Source organism: Rhodococcus sp. JVH1 (assembly GCF_000280725.2).
In the GTDB taxonomy this organism is placed as follows: Bacteria; Actinomycetota; Actinomycetes; order Mycobacteriales; family Mycobacteriaceae; genus Rhodococcus_F; species Rhodococcus_F jostii_A.
In genome coordinates this window covers 5444482-5469656 of the sequence record NZ_CP166289.1, presented here as the reverse complement: position 1 = coordinate 5469656, position 25175 = coordinate 5444482, and the positions used below count along the sequence as shown (strand labels likewise).

Below are 25175 nucleotides of genomic sequence, written 5' to 3'. Positions count from 1 at the left end.
ACGGTGAGTGGTGTGAGTGACCCGGGGAACATCGAGCTCGTCGGGCGTTCCCGCGAACTCGCCGAACTAGAGTCGATCCTGCGTGAGGCGGGCGAGAACGCGCCCGTCGTCGTGGTCGTCGAAGGCGTGCCGGGCATCGGCAAGACCACTCTGGTGGAGCACTTCCTCGCGGCGCATCCCGACCTGCCGGCGTTCTCCGCGGTCTGCGCCCCGTGGGCGTCGGGCCATCCCTTCGGCGTCGCCGAACAGCTCCTCGGTGCGGCAGTCACGTCGAAGGACCCCCTGGACGTCGCCCGCGAACTCGTCGCGGCGGTGGATCCGCCTGCTGGTGACGCGCCGTTCGTCTTCGTGCTCGACGATGCGCACTGGGCAGACCTCGCCTCACTGCAGGCGCTGACCTCCGCCGTGCACCTGCTCGACCGACCGGCGATGATCGTCCTCGTCACGAATTCGGAACCTCCCGACGGTGTTCCTGCGGACGTCCTCGACCTCCTCGACCGGCATCGCAGGCATCGGCTCCACGTCCGTCCGCTCGACGCGTCCGACACCCGCAGACTTGCGAATACCCTTGCGCATATCGACCTTCCGGCCCCGGTGGCGCACCAGCTCGTTCAGCACACGGGCGGGAATCCGCGGCACCTCACGCAACTTCTGCAGGAAGTCGATCCCAGCGCGTGGAGCCAGTGGCAGCCGGTGCTCCCCGTACCCCGCACGTTCGCCGCGAAAGTGCAGTCACAACTGTCCGCGTGCTCGGCGCCTGCCCGGGCCCTCGTCGAATCGGCGGCGGTACTCGCCGGGGATCCCCGATTCGCCGACGCTGCCGCGCTCGCCGCCATCGAGAACCCGGTGGAAGCGCTCGACGAAATCCATCGGATCGGCCTCCTCACCGTCGGCGAGCATCGCGGCGTGACCGTGCTGACCTTCCCGTCGCCGCTGACCCGGGCCGCCGTCTACCGCAGCCTCGGGCCCATCCGGCTGCGTGACCTGCACGATCATGCCGCACGGATCGTCGAGGACGAGGGCAGGCGACTGGACCATCGCGCCGCAGCCGCCCCGTTCGCCGATCCGGCGCTCGCGGACGAACTGGACACCTACTCTGCGCAGAGGGCGACCGTCGGGGCGTGGTCGACCGTCGCGGACGCATTGATCAAGTCGAGCCGCCTCACCGCGGACCGCGGCGAACGCGAACAACGCCTCATCCGGGCCGTCGACGCTCTCGTCGGCGCCAGCAACCTTCCCCAGGCACTGGCCTTCGCGCCGGAGATCGAGAGCTTCCCCGAAAGTCCGTTACGCGACGCCGTACTCGGCTACCTCGCCATCCTCCGAGGACGACCCGCGGAAGCCGATCTGCTGCTCACCCAGTCGTGGACCGCATGCGACCCCGATACCGATCCGGCCACCGCCGCGCTGATCTGCCAGCGCCGCGTCCTGGACTCCCTCGTCCGCTGGCACGGACCGGACCTCGTCGAATGGGCCAGCCGGGCCGTAGCTCTCGTCGATCCGGGCGATCCGTCGGCCGTCGAATCCGCGGCGATCATGGGACTCGGACTCGCCGCCACGGGTCGGATCGTGGAGGCACGGGCCGCCTACGACACGCTGTCCACGAAGATCGCCCTCGGTGCCCAATCCCAGCGCTTCGACATGGCCAGGGGCTGGCTCGACCTGGCGCTGGACGATCCCGAATCGGCGCGTCAGGAACTCGAGAGCGCCGTCCCCACGGCCTTCCGGATGGGCTCGACCCGCATCTCGTTGTGGGCGCAGGCCTGGCTGGCGCGAACGCAATTCGCCCTCGGTGACTGGAGCGGCGCGATCGCCACGGTCGACCGTGCGGCACACCAGCTCGAGGACGCCGCGCTCGACCTCGTCCGGCCCCTCGTGCACTGGACCGGCGCACAGACACACGCGCTGCGCGGAAACTGGCCCGCCGCGCAGGAGCACCTCCGCCTCGCGGCGGCGAGTTCGCACGACTACCCGATGATGTTCATACCGTCCTCCCTGGCCCGCGCCCAGTGCGCCGAAGTGCAGGCCGACTACGCCGCCGTGATCAGGGCGCTCGAGCCTCTCACCCGCCTGCACCCGCGGGAGGGCATCGACGAGCCCGGCTTCTGGCAGTGGCCCGACGTCTACGCGAACGCGCTCGTGATGGCCGGTCGCGTCGACGACGCAGATGCCTTCCTCACCCCGCACGAGGAACGCGCCGCGGAGCGCGGGCACCGGTCGGCGATGGCTCGTCTCGGTTATGCCCGCGGTCGCGTCGCCGGTGCGCGTGGCGACATCGATGCCGCCCGGGACGTGTTCGAGACGGCGTTGACGCACCTCGACACCCTTCCCCTCCCCTACGATCGGGCACGCGTGAACTTCGCGTACGGCCAGACTTTGCGCCGGGCAGGCAAGCGGCGTGAAGCGGACGCCGTCATGCAGGCTGCCCGGGAGGGATATTTCGCGCTCGGAGCCACGTCCTACGTGCAGCGGTGCGACCGCGAACTCAAGGCGGGCGGCCTCAACCTCAAACGCAGCCGGTTCACACTCGAGGAACTGACTCCGCAGGAACGGGCCGTGACCGAACTCGTCGCCGGCGGAGCCAGCAACAAGGAGGCGGCGGGCGAACTGTTCCTGTCCGTCAAGACCGTGCAGTACCACCTCACCCGGGTCTACGCGAAGCTCGGCATCCGCTCGCGCAGCGAACTCGCGGCGCAGTTCCGCGAGCAGGACTGACAGCCGAGGTGACGGGAACCTAACCCGAGGGTGCCTGTTCCGGGCACCGCCGTCCGGCCAGGCTGGATCTCGACCGATGCAGCCGACCCGCCGGAGTACCGAAATGGATGACACGATCGACGCAGTCCAAGCCGACCGCGACCTGAAGAACAAACACCGCGCCATGTGGGCTCTCGGCGACTACCCCGCCCTGGCCACCGAGATCATCGCCGGCCTCGGGCCCGCCCTGGTCCGCGCAAGCCGGGTCAGGCCCGGTGACCGTGTTCTCGACGTCGCGGCAGGCTCAGGCAACGCCGCCATCCCCGCGGCGCTGTCCGGCGCGAGCGTCGTGGCCAGTGACCTCACCCCCGAACTGTTCGACGCCGGACGCCGCCGGGCCGCCGAACTCGGAGCCGGGGTGGAGTGGCGCGAGGCCGACGCCGAGGCCATGCCGTTCGCCGACAACGAGTTCGACACCGTGCTGTCGTGCGTCGGCGTCATGTTCGCCCCGCACCATCAGGCGAGCGCCGACGAACTCGTCCGCGTCTGCCGGCCGGGAGGAACGATCGGTCTACTCAGCTGGACACCCGAAGGCTTCATCGGCCAGATGTTCGCAACGATGAAACCGTATGCACCCCCGCCCCCTCCGGGCGCGCAGCCCCCGCCACTGTGGGGTCGCGAGGAACACGTCCGGGCATTGTTCGGCCATCGCGTCACCGACGTCGTGGCAACCCGGCACACCGTGCGCATCGATCAATTCCGGTCGCCGGAGGACTTCCGTGACTACTTCAAATCCCACTACGGTCCGACCATCGCCGTGTACCGGAACATCGCCGACGACCCCGCCCGGGTCGCCGCGCTGGATCACGAACTCGCCGACCTCGCACGCCGTTTCGACCACGGCACCGGCGGCACCGTGATGAACTGGGAGTACCTCCTCCTCACCGCGCGGAAGTGGTAGCGAGGTCGACCACGATCGTGCTCTCGTTGCCCGGGTCGGCAGCGTCGTACCAGATCGTCGTCGTCTGACCGTCGACGACCGGTGCGTCGCTGCTGATCAGCATTTGCCGCCGGACCCAGCGCTGCACATTGTTCGCGTCGACGAACGTGAACGTCACGACTGTCAGGATCGTGCTCGGACCGAACGGGCGCGGCGTGAAGTCGCGATACCCCTTGCCCGTCACGGTCCCCACCGTCGGCGTTCCCGATCGCACCGTGCGTGCCGCTTCCCGTCGGCGTCGCCCGCGGCGGACGGAGGTCGCGGCAGCCAACGCCGTCAACACCGCACCGAACCCGAGAACAGCGGTCGTCGGACCGTACAGCAGACCTCCGCGACCGTACTTGACGCACATGCTGATCCAGCTGATCAGCCCGAGCAAGGTGAGCGGACAACCGACGAGGAACGCCCCCAACCTCTGCCAATGCAACCCGCCTGCAGCAAGAAAGGACAGTGCGTAACCGATCGCCGCGCCGGCGACGAACAACATCACCAGCACGGCCGCCGCCTTCTTCGCGGACGGACGCCGGCCGAGCTTGGTGGCACCCCGTCGGTCGGCCGGGTCGATGATGCTCACGGCTCGACGCCAGGTGTGGTGGCGATGAACTCGAGTGATGGCGCACCGGGCGGCCGCGTGACCGTCACGTCCATCCAGATGCTCTTGCGCCACTTCGACTCGACCCGCTGGGTCATCGCCCTCCCCCTCCACCCCGACCACGCACACGTTACCCAGTCGGCAACTTGGGTATTGCCCGGTCCGGACCGGGTTGCTAGAGTCGAACATGCATTCGAACGACCTTGGGGGAGGTTGGTTGTGGGGGCATTACTTCTCGAGGAATTGCGCGCATTCACGGCGCGGTTGCAATGTGCCGAGGCGGCAAGTGGCGACTCGGGATTGGGCATCGATCTGCTCGACGCGATCGAGACGTTGAAATCGGTCGGGTGCGCGGCGCAGGCGGTGATCACCGACGACGTCGCCACGAGTATCCGCGCGGACCGCAAGGCTGCCGGGTTGCCGCGGGCGGAGTGGGACCGCGGCATCGCCTCGCAGATTGCGTTGGCGCGCAGGGAATCCCCGAACCGCGGCGGCCGGCATCTGGGTTTTGCGCAGGCTCTGGTGCACGAGATGCCGCACACCCTGGCGATGTTGCAGACCGGCCGGCTGAACGAATGGCGAGCCACCCTGCTAGTGCGCGAAACAGCCTGCCTGTCCGCGGCCGATCGGGCGATCGTGGACCGCCGGTTGTGCTCGGACCCGGCCACACTCGACGGCGCCGGCGACCGCGGTCTGATCGCACGGGCGAAAGCATTGGCGGTGGAACTCGATGCCGCGGCGGTCGTGGCCCGGCATCGCAAAGCGGTGTCGGAGCGTCGGGTCACGACACGGCCGGCGCCGGACTCGATGGCCTACCTGAGCGTGCTGATGCCGGTCGAACAGGCGATCTGCCTGCAGGCCACGCTGGGACGGGACGCGGACAGTCTCATCGCGACCGGGAACAGCCGTGGCCGCACCCGCAATCAGCTGATGGTGGATCTGTTGTTCGACCGCGGCACCGGCCGGGCCGCTGCTAGTGGTGTTCCAGTGGCGGTGAATCTGGTGCTCTCGGACGAGACCCTGCTGGCGGGCGGGCACGAGGCGGCGCAGTTGCAGGGGTTCGGGCCGGTGCCGGCGGCAATCGCGCGGCAGTTGGTGGCCGATTCTGTCGATGCCGACGCGGAGACGTCGTTGCGGCGGGTGTATTCGTGCCCGCAGTCAGGTGCGTTGACGGCGATGGAGTCGCAGTCGCGCACGTTCCCGAAGGGCCTGCGAAAGCTGATCGACCTGAGGGATCGGACGTGCCGCACCCCTTGGTGTGACGCGCCGATCCGGCACCACGACCACATCCGGTCACGCCGAAAGCACGGGGCGACCAGCGTGCACAACGGGTCCGGGCTGTGTGAGGCGTGCAATTATGCGAAGGAGGCACCGGGGTGGACGGCCCGCCCGATACACCGCCCTGGCCGCACCCATCTCCTCGACCTGGGCACCCCGACCGGGCACCACTACCGGTCGGCGGCCCCGCCGCTCCCGGCCGCAGCGCGGCAGTCGGAGGTCGAGGCGATGCTCATCGCACACGTGCGTGCGTCGTGACAGCGCGATCATGCCTGGACGACGCCGACCACCGGGGCGTAATCACATGGCGGCAATGCCCGGCTGGTGTTGTCGAGGATGCTCCCGAAGACGACGAACACGATTGTGCCCCTGCCTGTCTCGAGGGTATTGGACAGCGTGACGATGTAATCGGCCGGCCGCTCCTGATACAGCGGCGCTCGCCCCGACTGCATGGTGGTGAGGTTCAGCCAGGCGACCTCGACGAGGTCGCCCTGCAGTGGCGACGACATTGCCGTGTTCAACCCGCTGAAGAAGACATTGACCTTCCCCGGCGGAATGACTGGGACAGGAAGGTTCTCGTCGACGGCGGGGCCTGCTATCGCGCGAGCGATACCGACCGAATCGTTCTGCTCACCGAAGCCTGCAGGGAGGCAGTCGGCAGCGGTGGTGTCGTACAGGAACGGTTGGGCTGCGCCCTCGACGAGATGAACCGATCGGGGGAAGTAGTTGTAGCGCGGTGTACCGGCGGCGACGCGCTCAATGGTGGTCGTGATCGACTGCGCGGTGCGAGTGCTGGTCGGCATGGCGGCCGACTGGAGGGCGGCTCGCACTGCCGCCACGTCGCCGAGCGGCGGGGGCGCGGCGTGCGCTTCACCTGCTGCCATGGAGACGAGCACACCGACACACGCCGCAAGTCCTGCAATTCGTCCACGCATGAATGGATGCTAGCGGCCACCGGGACTTGCCGAATCAGCTTCGTGAACGCCCGGCAAGTGCCAGGCTTGAGGTCATGGACAGCATCAACTCGATGGGTGACCGGTAATGGCCCGCCCGGTACGCGTCGTCGTGCTCGGCGCCGGCTCGTGGGGGACAACGGTGGCAGGTCTCGCCGCCCACAACACACCGACCCTGCTGTGGGCGCGGAACTCGGATACGGCCGACGAGATCAACAACGAGCACCGCAACTCCCGCTACCTCGGCGACCGCCCGCTCCCCGACTCCATGCGCTCCACAGCCGACCTGGTCGAAGCGGCCCACGAAGCCGACGTTCTCGTGGTCGGGGTGCCGTCGCACGCGGTCCGCAGCACCCTCGCCCAGATCGCCAACGAGGTGCGGGCGTGGGTGCCGGTGCTGTCTCTGGCGAAGGGGCTGGAGCCGGGAACGCGGCTGCGACCCACCGAGGTGATCGCCGAGTGCCTGCCCGGGCATCCGGTCGGGCTTCTCGCGGGCCCGAATATTGCGCGGGAGATCGTGGACGGACTGGCGGCCGCGTCGGTCGTTGCCACCCAGGACGTCCGGGTGGCCACCGCCTTGCAGCCGTTGTTCGCGTCCGCCGTGTTCCGGGTGTACCGGAACACCGATGTGCTGGGCTGCGAACTCGGCGGCGTGCTGAAGAACATCGTGGCCATCGCCTCGGGGATGGCCGACGGACTGGACGTCGGCGACAACACGCGCGCGATGGTCCTGGCGCGAGGGTTGGCCGAGATGACCCGGCTGGGTGAGGCGATGGGCGCGAACCCGCGGACGTTCGCGGGACTCACCGGGGTCGGAGACCTGATCGCCACCTGTATGAGCCCGAGTTCGCGTAACCGGCGGGTGGGCGAGTACATCGCCCGCGGCATGACGGTCGACGAGGCGGTCGCCAAGTTGGGGCAGGTGGCCGAGGGCGTGAAGACGGCCCCCACCGTGATGGAACTGGCCCGCGACTACAACGTGGAGATGCCCATTGCCGCCGAGGTCGAGGCGGTGGTCGCGGGTCGGCAGACGCCGGAAGGCGCCTATCGTGGCCTGCGGAAAGTCGCTGCCGGCGGAGAGCACGAGGTGGCGTGACCGCACAACTGCAACCGGAAGTAGCACTATCTAGACGTTTCTAAGCAATCTCCTAGAAAACTGGGGCAGACTCCTGAATGGAGGCACCCCAGCAAGCAGCGTCGTGCGGGGACGTATGCGTGAGAGAAGTCAGCGATGAGTTCACCGACCTCGGTTGGTCCCGGAGACTCGTCGGCGCGCGCGTTCCCCCTGTCACCCGCGCAAACGGGGATGTGGCTCGCACAGCACGTCGACCCCACGGTTCCGGTGTCGGTCGCACAGTACGTCGACATCCACGGCGACCTGGACCGGGGCGTCCTGACAGACGCGTGTGTCCGAGCGGCCGCCGAGTTCGAGTCGTTTTTCCTGAAGGTCTCCGACATCGACGGGCAACCGCTGCAATGGGTGGACCCGAGCCTGGACGCCTCCGTCGGCTACCTCGACTTCCGGGACAAACCGGACCCGGAGGCGTCGGCGCACGCGTGGATGCGCACCGAGACCGCCGATCCGATCGACATCCAGCGTGATCGTCTGACCGTCTCGTTCCTTCTCCACGTCGGACACGACCATTACTTCTGGTATTCGCGCGCCCATCACATCGCGATGGACGGTTTCGGTTCCGTCACGATGCTCTATCGGATCGCCGCGCTCTACACCGCCGCGGTGCACGGACTGCCACCACCCGCGAGCAGTCCGGTCGGTCTGCGGCGCATCCACGAACTCGAGACCGACTACCGCACCTCCGCCCGCCGGGAATCCGACAGGGACTACTGGACCGAGACGATGCGTGGTGTCACCCACGCGAGCACCCTCGCGCGCGGCTCCGCGCCGGCGACCGCCGGTTCCCGGAACGTCGGCGGAACGTTGACCACCGAGGCCGTCGATCAACTCGAGAAGTGCGCGGCAGCGCACGGGGTCAACCCTGCGACGCTCACCGTCTGCGCGGTCGCGGGCTATCTGGCGCGAATGACCGGCGCCGACGACATCACGCTCAGCCTGCCGGTGTCGGCCCGCACGACCGCGGCGCTGCGCCGGTCCGGTGGCATGGTGTCCAACGTGGTGCCGCTGCGCATCACGTCCGCGGGAACGGGGACTGTCGGCGATCTGGTGTCCCGCACGCGCCTCGTGATGTCGGGTGCCCTACGACATCAGCGGTACCGGCACGAGGACATTCGCGCAGACCTGGGAAGCGCGGTGTCCGGTTCGCGACTGTTCGGCCCCGCCGTCAATATCATGCTGTTCCCCGAGGAGTTGGATCTCGGTTCGCTGCGCAGCCAATTGCATGTGCTGTCTTCGGGTCCGATCGAAGACCTCCTGGTGAATCTGTACCGGTACGGTCCCCGCGGACGTGTGCACCTCGATTTCAAGGCGAACCCGCGACTATATTCGCAGGACGAGCTCGAGGGGCATCACACGAGATTCCTGCGGTACTTCCGGCACTTCCTCGACGCCGATGCCGCCCATCCGATCGGTGAACTCCCGGTCCTCACGGAGAACGAAACCGCGGCACTGGTCCCCTTCCCTGGGCCGCCCGACAATGTGCCCGTCACGCTCGCCGACGTGTTCCGCGCCGCCGCCACACAGCATCCGGACGCGACCGCCGTCGTCACCGCCGGCAGCGAGATCACCTACCGCGAACTCGACGGACGATCGGATCGGATCGCTGCGACGCTGGCACGGCTGGGCGTCGGGTCCGGCGACGTCGTCGCGGTGGCTTTACCTCGGTCCTCCGGTCACGTCTGCGCGGTCTGGGCCGTCGCGAAGACGGGGGCGGCATTCCTTCCGGTGGATCCGACCTACCCGGTTTCCCGTGTTCGGCACATGCTCGACGACTCCCACGCGGCAGTCGGGTTGACGTCCGCCGAATACACGAACACGCTGCCGGACAGCACCGAGTGGTTACTGCTCGACGAGTCGGGCGGCTCGAACGTCCACGATTTTCCCACGCCGACAATACGACTCGACGACGCCGCCTACCTCGTCTACACGTCCGGATCCACCGGAGTTCCCAAGGGAGTCGTGATCACCCACCGCGGGATCGCCAATCTGGTCTCCGCGCAGCGCACCCGACTCGACCTCGACAGTGCGGCGAGAGTCCTGCATGTCGCATCGCCGAGCTTCGACGCCTCCGTCTTCGAGATGCTGATGGCCTTCGGCTCCGGCGCTGCGCTCGTCATCGCCCCACCCGCAGTGTTCGGTGGATCTCCTCTGGCGCGGCTGATGACCACCGAACGCGTCACACACGCGGTGATCACCCCGTCGGTCCTGGCGTCGATGGACCCCGGGGAGGTCGGAGGCCTGCGCACACTCGTAGTCGCCGGTGAGAAGTGTCCACCGGAACTGGTGTCTCGGTGGGCATCCCGATGCCGGATGATCGACGCGTACGGTCCGGCGGAGACCACCGTCATGGCGACCGTCAGCGAGCCCCTCGCCGAGCCGGGACCCGTCACCGTCGGCCGGCCGATCCGAGGAGCGAGGGCGGTGGTCCTCGACCACCGGCTCCGTCCGGTCCCCGTCGGAGTGGTCGGCGAGCTGTACGTCGCGGGGACCGCCCTGGCCCGCGGGTACCACCGCAACGCCCGGCAGACGTCGGAACGGTTCGTCGCCGACCCGTACGGACCACCGGGCACCCGCATGTACCGCACCGGCGACACGGTCCGCTGGACCTACGACCACGAACTCGAGTACCTCGGACGCAGCGACGAACAGGTGAACCTGCGGGGTCTGCGCGTCGAGCCCGGCGAGATCGACGTGACACTCCTCCGGTATCCGGCGGTTCGGTTCGCTGTCACCGTAATTCGCTCGCGGGGGGCCGGCGATCAACTCGTGTCGTACGTGGTGGGCGCCGACACCGTGACCGAGCAGGACTTGCTGTCGTTCCTCAGCACCGAGCTGCCACCGCATCTGGTGCCGGCCGCCGTCGTCGTGCTCCCCGACATTCCGTTGACCCCGTCGGGCAAATTGGACCGCACTGCCCTCCCCGAGCACAGCCGCCGGTCACGCTCCCGGACCGCCCCCAGAAATGAGCGCGAACGTACACTCCACGCCCTGTACGCCGACATTCTCGGGACGTCCGCTTTCGGTGTGGACGAGTCGTTCTTCGCGCTCGGCGGCGACAGCATCATGGCCATCCAATTGGCTTCTCGCGCACGAAGTGCGGGAATCTCGTTCACTCCGCGCGACGTATTCGAGAATCGCACGATCTCCCGTCTCGGCCAAGTCGCGGGGAGCGCCTGCGACAGACCGGTCCTCGCGGAACTGCCCGGCGGCGGGGTCGGCGACCTGCCGCTCACCCCGGCGGCCCGATTCCTCCTCGACCGGGCGGGCGTCATCGACCGGTACGCACAGGCGGTGGTGGTGGAACTGCCACGCGCTATAGATCCCGACACGCTGGACAGTGTGATCGGCGCCGTCGTCGAACGGCACGACGCACTGCGCGCGCGCCTCGTGTGCGGCGCGGACGGCACGGCGTTCCTCACTGTGCGTCCGGCAGGCGCACCGCTGCCGGTGGGCACGATCCTGCGGGTCCCGCTGCCCGCCCATGCCGACCCGGCGCAGCGTACGCGGGACGAACACGAGGCCGCAGTCTGCCGGTTGAATCCTGCTGCGGGCGTAATGGTGCAGTGCGTCTGGCTCGATCCCGGGCCGGATGACACCACCCGCCGCGGGCGCCTCCTCCTCGTCGCCCATCACCTGGTGATCGACGGGGTCTCGTGGCGAATCCTGATCGGCGATCTCGCCGCAGCGTGGACGCAGGTGAAGGCGGGGGTACCGCCTACTCTGGCATCGATCGGCACATCCCTGCGCCGGTGGTCGCACGGCCTGGTCGAGGAGGCGCAGCGGCCGGGCCGCAGGTCCGAGCTGTCGTTCTGGCGTGAGATGACCGCGTACGAGGATTCGCCTCTCGGCTCCCGCCCACTCGACGCGGGGCGTGACGTGAATTCCACCGTGGATCGGGTCCACACGGAAGTCTCTGCGGACGTCACACACTCGTTGCTCACCGATCTCCCGGCCGCCTTCCGCTGTGAGGTCAACGACGCACTGCTCACCGCGCTCACCCTCGCCCTCGCGCAATGGCAGCGCCGCCGGGGACGACCGGCCACCGCGCCGGTGATCCGGCTCGAAGGGCACGGCCGCGAGGAAGCGGTGCTCCCCGGCGCCGACCTTTCCCGCACCCTCGGGTGGTTCACCAGTATCTTCCCGATCCGCCTCGACCTCGGGGACGTCGACCTGGACGACGCGTTCGCGGGCGGCCATGCCGCGAGCACCGCGATCAAGTTGGTCAAAGAACAGTTGCGTGCGGTGCCCGACAAGGGCATCGGCTACGGGCTGTTGCGGTATCCGGGGGACGACCCCGGCCAGGTCGCCTTCAACTACCTCGGCCGGCTCGATACCGCGGAGACCGAACACGATTGGCGCCCCGTACGGGACGACGCCGCCGTGTTTTCGTCGGCGGAGCCGTCGATGCCGGTCACCGCGCTGATCGATATCACCGCGTTCACCGCCCGCGGCGTCCTCGACACCACCTTCGCATACCCGACGGGTGCGATCGCGTCCGAGGACGTGCGGGCCCTGACCGATCTCTGGGAGCAGGCGCTGACAGCGCTCGCCGCGGTGCCGCGGTCTCCGCACGCCGGTGGGCTCACCCCGTCCGATCTGCCGCTCGTCGCCGTGGACCGCAACGACATCGACGAGTGGGAGCGTGACCGTCCGGGTCTGCTCGACGTGTGGCCGCTGACGCCGTTGCAGTCGGGCCTGCTGTTCCACGCGGCGCTCACGGGCACGGATGCCGATCCGTATGCGATGCAGGTGATCCTGAGCCTGTCCGGACACCTCGATCAGGATCGACTCCGGCGCGCATGCAGCGCCGTGCTCGCGGGGCACGCGAACCTGCGCACCGCGTTCGTGCGCGACAGTCGCGGCGTCCCGGTGCAACTCGTGCTCGACGACGTGCCGCTGCGGTGGCGGCAGATCGACCTCACGGACGTCACGGAGGATCCCGAGGACATCCTGCGCAACGACCGCACCACCCGATTCGACATGTCTGCCCCACCGCTGATTCGGTTCACCCTGCTGTCGCGGGGGCCGACCCGTGCCGACCTGGCGATCACCGCCCACCACATCGTGCTGGACGGCTGGTCCATGCCGTTGCTGGTGCGCGAACTCTTCACCGCCTACCCACGCGACGACGTCCGCACCGAGTCACCGGATTCGAGCCCGTACCGCGACTACCTGGAATGGCTGACGGCGAAGGACACCGAGGCCTCGGCGCGGGCGTGGGTTGCGGCTCTCGACGGCATCACCGAGCCCGCCGTCGCGGCAGAGCCGACCCCCACCACGTCCGAGGCGGTGCTGGAGCTGAGCGAGGAGGGCACACGGAAGCTGACCGCGCGAGCGACCGAGGTGGGAGTCACGCTGAGCACGATCGTGCAGGCAGCCTGGGGAATCGTTCTCGGGCAGGCGACCGCCCGGGACGACGTCGTGATCGGCGCGACCGTCTCCGGCAGGCCCGCGGACATCGCCGGGGTGGAGAGTGCGGTGGGATTGTTCGTCAACACCGTGCCCGTGCGGATCCCGCTGGACCCCGATATCGACACTGCCACGCTGGTCACCCGCCTGCAGGCCGACCACGTGCGCCTCCTGGAACATCACCATCTGGGCCTGGCGGATATCCAGCAGGCAGTCGGCGTGGCGCCGCTGTTCGACACGCTGGTCGCGTTCGAGTCGTACCCCGTGGACCGCACCGCGCTGCCGGAACCCGTCGACGGACTCACACTGGACGGGGTCCGCGCACACGATGCGTCGCACTACGCCGTGACGCTGGCGGTGACGGTGTCCCGGACCGTCCGGCTGACGGCGAAGTGCCGGTCACACCGGTACGACGAGAAAGCCCTGCTCGCCCGGGTCGGCCGCGTCCTCGAGTGCATCGGCAGGGATCCGCACGTCGTCCTCGGCGGGCTCGATCTCCTCGGCGATCAGGAGCGCGAGCGGGTGCTGCGCACCTGGAACGCGACGGACGCACCGGTACCCTCGCAGACCCTGGTGGACCTGTTCGACGCGCAGGTCGAGCGTTCTCCGGAGGCCGTTGCGGTGATCTTCGGCCCGGATCGACTGACGTACGCGGAGTTCGACGCACGGGTGAATCGGCTCGCCCGGTATCTCGTCGCGAAGGGAATCGCACCGGAAACCGTCGTCGGTGTCGCGGTTTCCCGCTCGATTCAGCTTCTCGTCGCGCTGCACGCGGTACTGAAGGCCGGCGGCGCCTACCTGCCGATGGACCCCGAGCACCCACTCGGACGAACGGCGCTCGTCATCGACTCGGCCGCACCCGCGCTGGTCCTCACATCCGGTTCCCACAATCGCGCGGTCCCACACGGAGTCGCCGTCGTGGATCTCGATCTGCTCGACCTCACCGGGTACGACGCCCGATCTATCACGGATTCCGAGAGACGCGCACCGCTGCATCCGGCGAACGCCGCGTACGTCATCTACACGTCCGGTTCCACGGGCCGGCCCAAGGGCGTGACGGTGACGCACGAGATGATGGTGAACCAGTTCCGCTGGGCGCAGACGCTCACGCCGCTCGACGGTTCCGATGCGGTACTCCACAAGACGCCTCTCACGTTCGACATTTCCGCGTGGGAACTTCTGTGGCCCTTGCACACCGGTGCGCGGGTGGTGATCGCCGCACCCGACGGCCACCGCGATCCCCGCTACCTCGCGCGGATCGTCGCGCAGGAGTCGATCACGACCCTCCATGTCGTGCCGTCGATGCTCGACGCCTTTCTGGAGCAGTGCGGGCCGCGGGAGCTCGCCCCGCTGCGCCGCGTGTACTCGGCGGGCGAGCCCCTGTCCGCGGCGACGGCATCGCGATTCGAGGAGCGCAGTGCCGCCGCGCTGTACAACTGGTACGGCCCGTGCGAGGCGGCGGCGGCGACCTCGGAGTCGTTGGACGGCAACGAGTTCGGCACCTCGGTCGCCATCGGCCGCCCCATTCACAACATACGTACGTATGTACTCGACAGCCGGCTCCGACCGGTGCCGGTCGGAACGAGGGGCGAGTTGTACCTCGCCGGTGCATACTTGGCGCGCGGGTATGCCGGACGTCCCGACCTGACCGCCGAACGCTTCGTCGCCGATCCCTTCGGCGAAACCGGTGGACGGATGTACCGCACCGGCGACGTGGTGCGGTGGAACGAGTCGGGCCGGCTCGAGTATCTCGGGCGCACCGACTTCCAGATCAAACTCCGCGGCCAACGCGTCGAACCCGGCGAGATCGAGTCCGCGCTCACGTCCGACCCGGCGGTGACCCACGCGGCGGTCACGGTGCACCGTGACGCGGAAGCGGGAGATCGGCTGATCGCCTATGTCGTGGCCGCGGACGGTGTGCCGCCGGACGAGCGCCGGATCGTCGACCGTCTCGCCGGTCTGCTCCCCGCCTACATGATTCCCTCCGCCGTCGTCCCGCTCCCGGCACTGCCACTCACCACCAGTGGAAAGCTGGATCGCGCCGCTCTACCGGAACCGGCGCCCGTCGCGTCCGCTTTCGACCCGCCCGCCACCCCCACCGAGGACGTGGTCGCGTTCGTGTTCGCGGAGGTCACCGGCACCGGCCGGGTGAGCAGGCACGACAACTTCTTTGCGGCGGGCGGAAACTCGCTGACCGCGGCGCAGGCCGTCGCCCGCGTCGGAGCGGCGCTGGGAACCTCCGTCGACATCCGCGCACTGTTCGACCACCCGACGGTCGCGGAACTGTCGGAGTATCTCGCGAACGGATCGCACCGGACCGGGCGGGCGCCCCTGGTCCCCCGCGCCCCGACCGCCCACGTGCCGCTGTCCCTGGCACAGCAGCGACTGTGGTTCCTGAACCGGCTCGACGGGCGCTCGGCCACCGACAGCATTCCCGTCGCGCTCCGCCTCACCGGCACGCTCGACGAATCGGCACTGTGCGCGGCGGTGGGTGACGTGATCGAACGGCACGAACCCCTCCGCACCGTCTATCCCGAGCACGACGGGATCCCCTGCCAGCAGGTTCTTCCCGCCTCCGCAGTGCCGCCGTGCACGGTGCGGACGACGACGGACCCGGTCGGCCGGGTCCGCGACCTGCTGTCGACCGGATTCGACCTCGCCACCGAACCCCCGTTTCGCACCGAACTTCTCGCGGTGAGCGCCGACGAGTGGGTGCTGGCCCTCGTCGTCCACCACATCAGTGCGGACGGGTTCTCGCTGGGACCGCTCGCCCGGGATGTGATGGCCGCATATCGCGCGCGGGCGCAGGGCAACGCGCCTGTCTGGACGCCCCTCCCCGTCCGCTACGCCGACTACGCCCTCTGGCAGCGTGAACTGCAGGACGGGCAACGCGGACTGGCGTATTGGACGCAGACCCTGTCCGGGCTGCCCGAGCTGCTCCCCCTGCCGTTCGTCCGTGCGCGCCCGTCCGTCGCGACGCACCGCGGCGCGAACGTGGAGTTCATTCTCGACGCCGAGATTCATCGGCGGATTCGTGCTCTCGCGCGTGCACACGACGCCACTCCGTTCATGGTGGTGCACACGGCGCTGGCCGTCCTCGCAGCCAGACTCGGCGACACGTCGGACATCGTCGTCGGCACGCCGATCGCGGGACGCGGGCCCCGCGCACTCGACGATCTCGTCGGGATGTTCGTCAACACACTGGTGCTACGGACAGACGTCCCGCTGCACACCACGTTCGCCGACACGCTCGGCCGCGTGCGGGACGTCGATCTGGCCGCGTACGCCCATGCGGACGTCTCGTTCGAGGAGGTTGTGGAGGCGGTCGCACCCGCTCGGTCCCGCGGTCGTAATCCGCTGTTCCAGCTGGCGCTCGCCTATCACAACACGGCGCCGGTCGTGATCGACCTGCCGGAGGTCTCCGCCACAATCGTCGAGATCGAGACGCACACCGCGAAATTCGACCTCCAGCTCACGGCCACCGAATCAGTGGACGACGCAGACGCCCCGGCACCACTGTCGTGTGTCTTCACCTACGCCACCGACTTGTTCGACGACGCCACGGTCTCGGGATTCGCGGACCGGTTCCAGCGGATTCTGCGGGCCGCGCTCGCACAGCCGTCCGTCGTGATCGGCGACATCGACGTGCGGGACCTCGCGGAGCAGCAGGCGCGGCATCACGGACCGCCCTCGGTGCCGCAGTGCACCCTGCCCGACCTGATGTCCGCCGCCGCCCGGCTAAATCCGGGGGGACCGGCGCTGACGGCGGACGGCTGGTCGATGACGTATCGCGAACTCGACGCCGAATCGAATCGGCTCGCCCGCGCCCTGATGCGGCGCGGGGTGGGACCCGAGGCGCTCGTGGCCCTCGGGGTGCCGCGCTCGGTCCTGTCCGTCGTCTCCGTGTGGGCGGTCGCGAAGACGGGTGCCGCGTTCGTGCCCGTCGACCCGCACTACCCCGCCGTGCGTGTTCGGTATCTGATGGACGACTCCGGCGCCGTCCTCGGGTTGACCACCGCCGCGGACCGCGAGGCCCTGCCCGACGGTACCGACTGGCTGTTGCTCGACGACCCGGACTTCCGAACCGAATGTCGCGGTTACTCGTCGGCCCCGGTCACCGATGCCGACCGTGTGCGGCCGCTGGATGCGCGCCACCCCGCGTACGTGATCTACACGTCCGGTTCGACGGGAAACCCCAAGGGAGTGGTGGTGACCCACACCGGTCTCGCCGACTTCACAGCGGAACAGCGGGAGCGGTATTCGGTGACGGCGTCGTCGCGCACGCTGCACGCTTCGTCTCCCAGCTTCGACGGCTCGGTGCTGGAGATACTGCTCGCGCTCGGTGCGGGCGCCTGCATGGTGCTCGCACCACCGACAGTCCAGACCGACGACCAACTCACGGACCTGCTGGCCCGCGAGCGGGTCAGCCACGTGTTCACCACGCCGACGGTTCTGGCGACGGTCGACCCGCGCGGCCTGCACGACCTCCGGGTCGTCGTGGTCGGCGGCGAACCCTGCCCACCAGAACTCGTCGCGGTGTGGGCGGCGCAGGAGCAGATGTACAACGGATACGGTCCGACCGAGACGACGGTCATGACGAGTATCAGTGATCCCATGGCGGCCGGCGGTCCGGTCACCATCGGCCGTCCGATCCACGGCGCCGCCGTACTCCTGCTGGATTCGCGTCTGCACCCGGTTCCGACGAGAGTCGCCGGCGAACTCTACATCAGTGGTCCGGGCGTCGCCCGCGGCTACCATCGCAGGCCCGCGCTGACCGCCGCACGCTTCGTCGCCTCCCCGTTCGGCGCCTCCGGGGAGCGGATGTATCGGACGGGCGACGTGGGTCGATGGCGTCGCGACGGGTCGATCGAGTATCTGCACCGCAACGACTCGCAGATCGAACTGCGCGGCGTCCGAATCGAACTCGGCGAGATCGACGCCACCCTCCTCGCCCATCCGACCGTGCGATTCGCGGCGACGGATGTGCGTGAGCTGCGGGACGGCGTCGACGCACTCGTGTCGTACGTGGTCCCGGCACGGAACGAGACGGTCGATCCGGATCAGCTGATCCGCTTCGCGGCGACGCGTCTGCCGATGCCGCTGGTGCCCGCGATCGTGGTCGTGGTGGACGCCGTCCCGCTCACCGTGAACGGGAAACTGGACCGCTCGGCGCTGCCCGACCCCGTTCCCGCGGCGACCGAATTCGAGGCCCCGCACACGCCCGCCGAACGGGTGGTGGCCACAGTGTTCGCCGAGGTGCTCGGGCTCGATCTCGTGGGTCGTGAGGCCAACTTCTTCGCGTTGGGCGGCAGTTCCCTGTCCGCCACGCGCGCCGCGTCCCGGATCGGTGCCGCACTGGAGACGACGGTGCCGGTGCGCGCGGTTTTCGACACGCCGACCGTCTCGGCGCTCGCGGCGTTTGTCACCGAGCAGACCGACGGCGCGACGCACGTCGCACTCACCGTGCGTCCGCGCCCGGCCCGTGTGCCGCTGTCGCCTGCGCAGCAACGACTGTGGTTCCTCGCCCGCCTCGCACCCGGCTCCCCCGAATACAACATCCCTATGGCGTTGCGGCTGACCGGGGCACTCGACGTCGCCGCGCTCACCGCGGCCGTCGCGGACGTGATCAGCCGTCACGAACCGCTGCGCACCGTGTATCCCGACAGTGACGGCGTGGCGTACCAGCAGTTGATCCCGGTGTCGCGGGCCGCTCCCATACTCCGACCGATACCCGTGTCCCGCGGCGACGTCGCCGCGCGGGTTGCGACGTTCGCATCGAAGGGTTTCGCCCTGGGCGCCGAACCGCCGTTCCGTGCCCGGCTGTTCGCCCCGGCCCCCGACGAATGGGTGCTCGCCGTCATGGTCCATCACATCAGCACGGACGGATTCTCGGTGCCGGTGCTCGTCCGCGACGTGATGACCGCCTACGAGGCGCTGGTCTCGGGAGAGGCACCGCGGTGGGCCGACTTACCGGTCCAGTACACGGATTACACCCTGTGGCAGCACGAGCTGCTGGGCGACCGCGACGACCCGCAGTCCGTTGCCGCGCAGCAACTGTCGTACTGGAAGGACGCGTTGTCGGGTGCGCCGGAACAGCTGTCCCTCCCTGCAGACCGACCGCATCCCGCCATTGCGTCGCACCGTGGCGGCACAGTCGAATTCGCGATTGACGACGCTCTCTATCGCGCGGTCGAGCACACCGCTACAGCCCTTGCCGTCACCCCGTTCATGATCGTGCACGCGGCATTCGCGGTGCTGCTCGCGAGACTCAGCGGATCCACCGACATCGTGATCGGCACTCCCGTCGCGGGACGCGGGGATCAGGCCCTCGACGACCTGGTGGGGATGTTCGTCAACAACCTGGTTCTGCGCACCGAGGTGATTCCCGCGGAAAGCTTCGCGGAACTGCTCGGCCGGGTGCGAGAGGTCGACCTGGACGCGTTCGCGCACTCCACCGTTCCGTTCGAAACCGTGGTCGAGGTGCTCGATCCCGCCCGGTCACGTGCACGCAATCCACTGTTCCAGGTGGCCCTGGCGTTCCAGAATCTCGACCACACCCCGCTCACCCTGCCCGGACTGCGGGTGTCGGCGATGACGCCCCCTACCCGGTCGGCCCGATTCGACCTGCAACTCACCGTGACCGCCGATCCGGACCCGTCGACGGAACGTACCCGGCATGCGGCGGTGTTCACGTACGCCACCGATCTATTCGACCACCACACCGTCGCGGACATCGGTGAACGGTTCATCCGGATGTTGAGCGAGGCCGTCGCACAACCGGATACGGCCGTCGGCGACCTCGCCCTCCTCGATCCGGACCCGGATGTCCCCACCGCGACGCCGTCCTCCGGCGAGACCCTCGTCGATCTGTTCGAGCGGCAGGTCGCCGCCGCACCCGACGCGATCGCCGTCGTCTCCGGAGACCGAACACTCACCTACCGTGAACTCGACGAGCAGGTCAATCGCCTGGCCCGGCACCTGATCGGCGCCGGCGTCGGCCCGGAGTCCATGGTGGGACTGGCGATTCGCCGCTCCGTCGACCTCCTCGTCGGAATGTATGCCGTCGCGAAGGCGGGTGGGGCGTACGTGCCGATCGACCCCGATCAGCCCGGGCAGCGCAATGCCCAGGTCATCCGGTCGTCCGCCACGCGTGTCGTCCTCACCACCGAGCGCGATCGGTTCGACCTCTCCGACGTCCTGCCCGCCGAGACACGGCTCGTCGTCATCGACCGGGTGGACCTGTCCGGCGTCGATCCGTCGCCGATCTCCGACCTCGACCGGATCGCTCCCCTACTCGCTCAACACCCCGCGTACGTGATCCACACGTCGGGATCGACGGGCACCCCCAAGGGGGTCGTCGTGACCCATGCTGCCGTCGTGAGCTTCCTCAGCTGGCGCCAGGACACCGACCCGCTCGGCGCGGACGACACGGTGATGCTCAAGTTGCAGTACACGTTCGACGCCTCGGTCCGCGAGTTCTGGTGGCCGCTGATCGCCGGTGCGCGGCTGGTGATCGCTCGACCGGACGGCCACCGCGACCCGCGGCATCTCGCCGAGCTGATCGGACGGCACCGGGTGACCGCGGGATACTTCCTACCCCTGATGCTGGCCGAGATCCTCGCGATCCCCGACGCGGACCTCACGTCTCTGCGGCAGGTGTCCTGCGGCGGGGAGGTCCTGCCGCCCGGCACGGCACACAGTGTCCACGCGCGGTGCCCGGATGCCGTGCTGTACAACGAGTACGGCCCGACCGAGACGGCGGTCGCCGTGACCCGCACGGTCGTCGGCACGGAGGCCGCGACCGTCCCGATCGGTGTGCCGCAGAACGGCGTCGGCGTGCTCGTGCTGGATTCGCGACTGCATCCGGTGCCCATCGGCGTTCCGGGTGAGCTCTACCTGGCCGGTGCCCAGTTGGCGCGCGGCTATCTCGGGCAGCCGGGGGTGACAGCCGCCCGATTCCCCGCGAATCCGTGGGGACCGCCCGGTCAGCGGATGTACCGGACCGGCGACGTGGTGAGTCGCCGCAGAGACGGGGCGATCGACTATCTCGGCCGGCGCGATCTCCAGGTGAAGATCCGCGGTCAGCGCGTCGAACTGGAGGAGATCGAGACGGCGCTGCGACGCCATGCCGCCGTCGCGCAGTCCGCGGCGGCCGTGTACGAATCAGCCGGCACGGGGGCCCGGCTGGTCGGCTACGTGGTGCCGCATCCGGACATGGTGGTGGACACCCGTGCCGTGTCGGCGGAGCTGGCCCAGCGGCTGCCCCGGTACATGGTGCCCAACCAGATCGTGGTGCTGGGGGCGCTACCGTCCACACCCCACGGCAAGCTGGATCGGCGAGCACTTCCCGACCCGGGGGTGCCACGGGCGCAGCGGTTCCGTCCCCCGACGACCCGCACCGAGAAACTGGTCACCGCGGTATTCGCGGACGTTCTCGGTACGGGTCTGGTGGGACTGGACGACAATTTCTTCGAACTGGGCGGCAACTCCCTGTCCGCGACCAGGGCGGCGTCGCGGCTGCACACATCGACTCGGGTCGAGGTCCGGCTCGAATGGTTCTTCGCCGACGCGACCGCGGAGAGCATCGCCGCGCGAATCTCGTCGAGTTTCGCGGCGGCCTCCGCCGCCTCCGCCGGGCTCGGGGTGCTGCTGCCGCTGCATCCGGACGGCGGACGGGAGCCGCTGTTCTGCATCCATCCGGCCATCGGGTTGGCCTGGTGCTATGCGGGATTGGGTGCGCATCTCGGCCCGGACCGCCCGGTCTGGGGTGTGCAGTCGCCCGCCGTGACCGTGCCCGGCGAACGGTTCGCGTCGATCACGCAGCGGGCCCATCGATACGTGGAGGAGATTCGCCGTGTGCAGCCGAGGGGGCCGTATCACCTGCTCGGGTACTCGGTGGGCGGCGTGATCGCGCACGCGATGGCCGTCGAGTTGTGCTCGCGCGGCGAGGAGGTCGGCGTGCTCGCGATGATCGACAGCTACGCGGCGGCGGAGCGGGACACCCCGGCACCGACACTGCCGGAACTGCTCACGGAATTCGGCGGCGGAGCGTCGGAGCACCTCGGGCCGGAGCAGCTGACCCGGTTGTACGAGGACTACGTCGACGTCGTCGACGCGGCCGCCGACTTCGTACCGGGACACTTCGACGGCGACCTGGTGTTCTTCGGCGCTGCCGGGAACGGATCCCAGCCCGCTCCGGCGAGCGAGACGTGGCGGCCGTGGATCGATGGGGGCGTCATCGCGCACACCGTCGACCGCCCACACACGCGGATGACCGACCCGGGGGCACTGGCCGTCATCGGACCGATCCTCGCCGAATACCTCGCGGGCGCCTCAGCCACCGACGGGACGGAGAATCCACCACCCACCCAGCGCGAGACAGCTCAGCGTCACGAGTAGGGACAGACCCACCCAGACGATGCCGGGAACGCGGGTGAGTCGCGCCAGTTGATCCGCATCCGACTCCGGTGCTGCGCCGCGGGCGCGTTGCCGCTGCAGTTCGAGGACCGGGCGCGGCGCGGCGACGAGCATGAACAGGGTGATCAGATACGCCGCGGCCACCTGCTGGTCCTGCGTCCCGAACCACACGAGTCCGAACAGCAGCGCCCCGACCACGGTGAGGGAGAACAACCCGTACAGGTTCCGGACGAGGATCAGCATCGCGGCGAGAGCCACGACACCGATCCACAGCACCGCAACCGCGTGCTGGGTGCCCAGCACCCAGGCCGCGCCGAGCCCCAGAACGGCGGGGCCCACGTAGCCCGCGAATGTCATGAGGACCACACCGAGCCCGGTCGGTTTGCCGGACGAGATGGCCACACCCGACGTGTCCGAGTGCAGCCGCACCCCCTTCAGGGTTCGGCCGAACAGCAGGGCGACCACCAGATGCGCGCCCTCGTGCACGATGGTGACCACGTTGCGGGTGAGTCGCCAGGCGTGCGGTTCGAGGACGAGTATCACCGCCACCACCGCCGTGACCTGAACGATCCAGGGAGCCGGCGCAGGGCTGACGGCGCTCATGCGCTCCCACAACGAGTGAATTCCATTCATCGGCGCCGAGTGTACGGCGACCGGCTGATCACTCCCTGCGTGCCAGCTGTGGAATCAATCCGCCCGCGAGCACGTCGTCGACCTGACGTGGGGACAGCCGATGACGCACCGGGATCTCCACGTCACGGGTCGAGTCGAACAGGGTCAGACGGGGGCCGGAACGAATGGCCTCCCGAACTCCGTCGAGGATCAGCACGTCGTCCTGCCGGATCGTGTCGTAGTCGTCCGGGTTCTCGAATTCGAGCGCGAGCACACCGAAGTTGGCGAGGTTCTGCCAGTGGATACGGGCGAACGAGGTGGCGATCACCGCGTGCAACCCGAGGTACCGAGGGGTGATCGCGGCATGCTCACGTGAGGACCCCTGCCCGTAGTTGTCGCCGCCGACGATGAAATGCCCGGTGGTCTTCGCCGTCTCCTCCGCGCGCGCCGGATAGGTCTCGTCGACCTGGGTGAACGTGAACCGGGCCAGCTTGGGAATGTTGGAGCGGAACGGCAGGGCCCGCGCCCCGGCCGGAGAGATCTCGTCGGTGGAGATGTTGTCACCGACCTTCAGAAGGACCGGTGCCTCGATGCGGTCGGGCAGGGGCGGAAACTCGGGCAGGGACGAGATGTTGGGTCCCTTCACGACTTCGACGTGCCGAGCCTCCTCTTCCGGCAGCGGAGCCACCAGCATGGCCGTGTTGACGGTGGCCTCGTCCGGAAGCGTGAGTTCCGGGTACGGCATCCCCACTTTCTCCGCCCAGTCCCGCGGGTCGGTGATCACCCCGGTGAGAGCCGACGCGGCCGCCGTCTCGGGTGAACACAGCCACACGGAGTCCTCGCGGGTGCCCGAACGCCCCGGGAAATTGCGGGGCATCGTCCGGAGTGAATTCCGGCCGGTCGCCGGCGCCTGGCCCATGCCGATACAGCCCATACACCCGGATTGATGAATTCGCGCGCCCGCCACGACGAGTTCGAGCGTGGCGCCCATCTTGGTCAGGTCGGAGAGGATCTCCCGCGAACTCGGATTGACGTCGAAGCTCACACTCGGGTCGGTCTGCCTCCCCGACACCATGGCCGCAGCGATCGCGAAGTCGCGCAGTCCGGGATTGGCGGACGACCCGATCACCACCTGGCTGACGTCCTCACCGGCAACCTCCCGGACGGGCACCACGTTTCCCGGCGACGACGGCTTCGCGATCAGCGGCTCGATCGTCGACAGGTCGAGGTGTTCGTGCACGTCGTACGCCGCGCCTGCGTCGGCGAGCAGTTCCACGAAGTCGTCTTCCCGGCCCTCGGCGCGCAGGAAATCACGGACGGCGGCGTCTGCGGGAAAGATGGATGTCGTGGCGCCCAGTTCGGCTCCCATGTTCGCGATGACGTGGCGATCCATCGCCGTCAACGTCGCGAGCCCCTCACCGTGGTATTCGATGATTCTGTTGAGCCCGCCCTTGACCCCGTGGCGGCGGAGCATCTCGAGGATGACGTCCTTCGCCGAACTCCAGTCGGGGAGCCTGCCGGTCAACTCCACACCCCAGATCTGCGGCATCCGCAGATGCAGGGGCTGACCCGCGATCGCCATGGCGACCTCGAGCCCCCCGACGCCGATCGCGAGCATGCCCAGCGATCCCGCCGCTGGTGTGTGCGAGTCGGACCCGACCATGGTCTTGCCGGGAACACCGAAGCGCTGCATGTGGGTGGGATGAGAGACCCCGTTGCCCGGCTTCGAGAACCACAGCCCGTACCGCAGGGCAGCCGTCCGGAGGAACTCGTGGTCCTCAGCGTTCTTCTCGTCGGCCTGCAGCAGATTGTGGTCGACGTACTGCGCGCTCAACTCGGTTTTGATGCGATCGAGGTGGAGCGCCTCGAGTTCCTGCATCACCAGGGTTCCGGTGGCGTCCTGGGTGAGGGTCTGGTCTATCCGGATCGAGATCTCCTCCCCCGGTTCCATCCGGCCGTCGAGGAGGTGCGCACCGATGACCTTGCGGGCGACAGTGTCCGACATTGCTGATCCCTTCGTCGTACCTCCAGGATGCGCCGGAGCCACGGCAACGGCCAGCGCCCGGAACACGTCCGGCACTCGAC

9 protein-coding genes are annotated in these 25175 nt (G+C 68.8%); 5 read left to right on the top strand and 4 right to left on the bottom strand.

The genetic code is table 11. The features are described from left to right. Positions 1–12 precede the first annotated feature (12 nt). Both JVH1_RS25325 and JVH1_RS25320 read left to right on the top strand, forming a co-directional pair. Positions 13–2715 carry a LuxR family transcriptional regulator gene (locus JVH1_RS25325; RefSeq protein WP_009475055.1) on the top strand — a complete coding sequence of 901 codons (2703 nt, stop codon included), beginning with the start codon at positions 13–15 and terminating at the stop codon, positions 2713–2715. 103 nt (positions 2716–2818) lie between these two features. Next, positions 2819–3655 carry a class I SAM-dependent methyltransferase gene (locus JVH1_RS25320; RefSeq protein ID WP_016882620.1) on the top strand — a complete coding sequence of 279 codons (837 nt, stop codon included), beginning with the start codon at positions 2819–2821 and terminating at the stop codon, positions 3653–3655. On the opposite strand, the gene JVH1_RS25315 is transcribed toward JVH1_RS25320, so the two are convergent. Next, a complete protein-coding gene (locus JVH1_RS25315) occupies positions 3636–4268 on the bottom strand; it encodes a DUF3592 domain-containing protein (protein ID WP_009475057.1) in 633 nt (210 codons plus the stop codon). The two genes, JVH1_RS25320 and JVH1_RS25315, sit on opposite strands and share 20 nt — an antisense overlap. Positions 4269–4505: 237 nt before the next feature. Between JVH1_RS25315 and JVH1_RS25310 the strand changes: the two genes are divergently transcribed. Continuing rightward, positions 4506–5822, top strand: coding sequence for an HNH endonuclease signature motif containing protein (locus JVH1_RS25310; RefSeq protein WP_009475059.1), 1317 nt, complete (start codon positions 4506–4508; stop codon positions 5820–5822). An 8-nt stretch (positions 5823–5830) separates the two neighbouring features. On the opposite strand, the gene JVH1_RS25305 is transcribed toward JVH1_RS25310, so the two are convergent. After that, on the bottom strand, positions 5831–6499 hold the full coding sequence (locus tag JVH1_RS25305; protein ID WP_009475060.1) for a hypothetical protein: 669 nt from the start codon (positions 6497–6499) through the stop codon (positions 5831–5833). Between the two features lie 106 nt (positions 6500–6605). Between JVH1_RS25305 and JVH1_RS25300 the strand changes: the two genes are divergently transcribed. Together JVH1_RS25300 and JVH1_RS25295 are read left to right on the top strand one after the other, a co-directional pair. Beyond that, positions 6606–7613: an NAD(P)H-dependent glycerol-3-phosphate dehydrogenase gene (locus JVH1_RS25300; RefSeq protein WP_009475061.1), complete on the top strand. Its 1008-nt coding sequence runs from the start codon at positions 6606–6608 to the stop codon at positions 7611–7613. Positions 7614–7748: 135 nt separating this feature from the next. Beyond that, complete coding sequence (locus tag JVH1_RS25295) at positions 7749–22460, top strand: non-ribosomal peptide synthetase (RefSeq protein ID WP_043779009.1); 14712 nt, start codon at positions 7749–7751, stop codon at positions 22458–22460. Here JVH1_RS25295 and JVH1_RS25290 read toward each other — a convergent pair. Both JVH1_RS25290 and JVH1_RS25285 read right to left on the bottom strand, forming a co-directional pair. Next, on the bottom strand, positions 22395–23111 hold the full coding sequence (locus tag JVH1_RS25290) for a M50 family metallopeptidase (RefSeq protein ID WP_029539213.1): 717 nt from the start codon (positions 23109–23111) through the stop codon (positions 22395–22397). The two genes, JVH1_RS25295 and JVH1_RS25290, sit on opposite strands and share 66 nt — an antisense overlap. Positions 23112–23139: 28 nt before the next feature. Continuing rightward, positions 23140–25095: an aconitate hydratase gene (locus tag JVH1_RS25285; protein ID WP_009475063.1), complete on the bottom strand. Its 1956-nt coding sequence runs from the start codon at positions 25093–25095 to the stop codon at positions 23140–23142. Positions 25096–25175: the final 80 nt, after the last annotated feature.